This is a genomic window from Acidithiobacillus sp. TH-A36, from assembly GCF_057473445.1.
In genome coordinates this window covers 1-3,248 of the sequence record NZ_JBYCKP010000677.1, presented here as the reverse complement: position 1 = coordinate 3,248, position 3,248 = coordinate 1, and the positions used below count along the sequence as shown (strand labels likewise).

Sequence of the window (3,248 nt, the reverse complement as noted above, 5' to 3'; positions counted from 1 at the left end):
CAATCATGAGCAGTCAGGTCCTGATTGTGACCATTGAAAGCATCCCCGGCTACCGTATCAGCGAAGTGATGGGGACTGTTTATGGCACCGCCGTACGATCCAGGAATTTTATCGGTAATCGCATGGGTGGAATTGCCGCCATTTTTGGTGGGCGCCAGACTGGGGCTGGCAACATGATCAACCAGACCCGTGACGATGCGCTGGCCCAACTCCTGCAAAGTGCTGAATCAGCCGGAGCCAACGCCGTTCTGGGTATGCGTTTCGATTCCGGAGAATTCGACTCTGGCCAGGGTCAGGTCATGGAAGAAGTCACGGCCTATGGCACGGCTGTGGTTCTGGTTCCGGAAGGATAATGAATGCGTGCTGGCCGGATCTGAAGATTTTATGGCTAATGAAATGAACCTTCTTGGTTGTCCTAAGTGTGGAAAAACCCCAGAAGTAACACAGGTTGAAGTGGGAATTTTTGTGGTCAGGTGTCCGTCGCATCCAAATTTTCCAGTTGTAGCCTATGGGGATAGCCTCATTGAGGCTATTACTGAGTGGAATGATGATGATTGGATAAGGCTAGGGGCAGATGAAAATTTGATAGCTGCAAGACCAAAATATGTAGCAACACCGGTTACTGGGAAAGGATCAGTTGATTGATGTGTTGCGGCATGCGGAACCAGGTTGGTTTCGTCCACAGTCATGGGCATACTGGCACTATCGGTTGCGACTCACGAAGGCAACAGAAATCCTGCATCCGGAACCGCAAAGAAAAATCGCTTAGGTTTATCAGATGCCAGATCTATCTTCTGGTGATCCATGCGGCGGAGTTGATGAGATGAGCGTTAGAATGCCATATAATATCGGTAGGTTATCCTAGTCATTGGAGATATGTGATGCGTCCTTCTGAAATCTTGCTAAGGCATCGTGAGGATGTCCTACAGATCATTGCAGCGCACCATGCCACTAACCCTCGTGTTTTCGGTTCAGTTGCCAGAGGCGAGGACATTGAAGGTAGCGACATTGATATTCTGGTGGATAGGCAGCCAGGCCTGACCCTGCTGGAACAAGCCCATATGGCAGAGGAGTTGCAGGACCTGCTAAAAGTCCACGTTGATGTCATCACATCAAGTGCGCCCTCTAAGCGGTTTCTCACCAGGGCGCTTCAGGACGCGAAATCAATATGACCCACAAGCCGCGCTTGGAGGATTTGCGCCTGGAGGATTTTCTGGGGCACATCCAGGGATCGTTGACTTCCTCCTCGCCCTGAAGGACGAGGATTCCTTCCTGCCATCAGGAGCCTTACTGCGCTCCTTGGATTGATCCACAATGGACCAACGCTGCGACAAGCTATGCCGCAGAACAGGCTAACCGGACTTGTCCAGCCCTTTTTAAGAGATTGCGTGCCGCTACGGTCCCGGAGTGTTCCCGATGACCGCAACTGACACACTGAAACCACTTTCGCAGCCCCGGACGGTTGGCTTCGGCTTCGTGCCCGCACTCCGGGCAGGTCGTCGAAGTGCCTTCCGGCGGCATGATCCGCAGTAGCACCCCGTGCCACTCCGTCTTGTATTCCAGCATTCGCCGGAACGTGTACCAGCCCTGGTCCAGAATCGCCTTGTTAAAGCGCGATTGCACCTGAACCAGCGTGCCGGGCTGTTCCACCGTCCCGGCTGCCGACGCGCTCATCGACTGGACTTCCAGATCTTCGATCACGAGCACTGCGTGGCTTTTGCAAAGCCGTGTCGAAGTCTTGTGCAGGAAGTCCTCCCGAATCGCTGCGATTTTGCGATGAATACGCTGAGCCCTGATCCGCGCTTTCTGCCAGTTGTGGCTGAATCGGACCTTGCGGCCCATAGCCTGTTGCGCCCGCGCCAGACGTGTTTCCCAATGCCGGTAGGCGTTAATGGGTTCCACGAACGTCCCGTCGGAGAGGGCTGCGAACTCGCGAACGCCCAGGTCCAGTCCGGCAGCTTCGCCTTGCGGAGCCTGGGGAAAAATCACGCGCTCGATCTGGATGGAGGCATACCAGTGTCCGGCGATGCTCCGCACCGTGGCATTGCGGATCTCGCCGCCGATGGGACAGGACTTGTGGAACTTCACCCAGCCGATCTTCGGCAGAAAGATACGAGGAAGCCGATGCCGTCCGTCCGCATCCCTGTTGTGCAGATCGAGCTTAATCTGCTCCGGATCGGGATAGCGCAAGCTGTCGTTCCGGCCTTTTTTCTTGAAGACCGGAAACCGCTTGGGATTGGCGGGATTAAAGGCTTCCTTGAAGGCCCGGTCGAGATTTCTAAGTGCCTGCTGCTGTGGATGCGAGGGCGATTCAGCCAGAAAGCCGAAAGATGTGCCATTGCGCCAGGTGGTCAGGCACTTGGCCAGTTCCACATAGGACAGGATACCGCAGCCGGAATCCAGATAGGATTTCTGGATCGCCAGGGCACGATTCCAGACAAAGCGCACACAGCCCGCCGCCCGTGCCAGGAGCGATTCCTGCTCCGGTGTAGGGTCCAGACGATAGCGCACAGCCTTTTGTATTCGCATGGTTTTATTATACAGAATAAGGGGTTAAAATGAAATATGGGAACAGGACACGAACGGGAGGCGCTATCCATCCCCGCCATGAACGGCGGGGTTTTCCGCGCAAACTGGATAAATCGCATTTTCTTCTATACGGAGTCACTGTCGAAACAGGATTTCTTCTCTAATGCCATGGCCCAGGACGCTGTGGTCAGGAACTTTGAGATCATTGGCGAAGCAGCACACCATGTGCTGGATCAATGCAAGGATATTGTCTCAAAAGACGACCTTACTGCGTTGAAGAACGCTTACAGGATGCGGAATGTACTCGTTCATGGTTATTTCGGAGTGGACCATGCGACAGTTTGGGATACAATCCAGACCGATTTACCTGTTCTCAAGCAGCAAATTGACAAAATGATTGAAGAACAAGATACGGTAAAGAAGCAAACGCTTGAGGCGCTGGCCGATGAAGAAGCTCCGGATATTGGAGACGACTTCGGAAGATAACCCCTATCGGTTGATGGCAAACACCACTGGTGTCGCCATCAACCTACCCCATGCCTCTGATGTCTCCAGCTCGCCCCCCGGGATACTTGTCCCCTTGGCCCACCAGACGTTGGATACAGCCAGGATGATATCCGGTTTCTGAATGAGTGCCTCCAGCCATACCCATGGTAATAGCTGGTCATAACAGATGTTGGCGAAAACTGTTTTTCCGGCAACGGTCCTGCTCCTTTCCC

At 53.8% G+C, this 3,248-nt stretch carries 5 protein-coding genes and 1 pseudogene; 4 read left to right on the top strand and 2 right to left on the bottom strand.

The genetic code is table 11. The features are described from left to right. Window positions 1-5 precede the first annotated feature (5 nt). The 3 genes from AC2VLY_RS16895 to AC2VLY_RS16885 all read left to right on the top strand — a co-directional run bounded on the left by AC2VLY_RS16895 (window position 6) and on the right by AC2VLY_RS16885 (window position 1,172). The gene (locus AC2VLY_RS16895) at window positions 6-353 is read left to right on the top strand and encodes a YbjQ family protein (RefSeq protein ID WP_193651742.1); all 348 of its coding nucleotides are present in this window, start codon (window positions 6-8) and stop codon (window positions 351-353) included. A 7-nt stretch (window positions 354-360) separates the two neighbouring features. Then, window positions 361-645: a hypothetical protein gene (locus tag AC2VLY_RS16890; RefSeq protein ID WP_486893347.1), complete on the top strand. Its 285-nt coding sequence runs from the start codon at window positions 361-363 to the stop codon at window positions 643-645. A gap of 236 nt (window positions 646-881) precedes the next feature. Further along, window positions 882-1,172, top strand: a complete 291-nt coding sequence (locus AC2VLY_RS16885; RefSeq protein ID WP_486893346.1) for a nucleotidyltransferase family protein — start codon at window positions 882-884, stop codon at window positions 1,170-1,172. A gap of 163 nt (window positions 1,173-1,335) precedes the next feature. On the opposite strand, the gene AC2VLY_RS16880 is transcribed toward AC2VLY_RS16885, so the two are convergent. Beyond that, window positions 1,336-2,529: an RNA-guided endonuclease InsQ/TnpB family protein gene (locus AC2VLY_RS16880; RefSeq protein WP_486922693.1), complete on the bottom strand. Its 1,194-nt coding sequence runs from the start codon at window positions 2,527-2,529 to the stop codon at window positions 1,336-1,338. A 36-nt stretch (window positions 2,530-2,565) separates the two neighbouring features. Here AC2VLY_RS16880 and AC2VLY_RS16875 point away from each other — a divergent pair, with 36 nt between their 5' ends. Further along, window positions 2,566-3,015 carry a HepT-like ribonuclease domain-containing protein gene (locus tag AC2VLY_RS16875; RefSeq protein WP_486892541.1) on the top strand — a complete coding sequence of 150 codons (450 nt, stop codon included), beginning with the start codon at window positions 2,566-2,568 and terminating at the stop codon, window positions 3,013-3,015. A 3-nt stretch (window positions 3,016-3,018) separates the two neighbouring features. Here the strand turns inward: AC2VLY_RS16875 and AC2VLY_RS16870 are convergent. Then, window positions 3,019-3,248: pseudogene (locus tag AC2VLY_RS16870) on the bottom strand (conjugal transfer protein TraB); the annotation flags it as partial.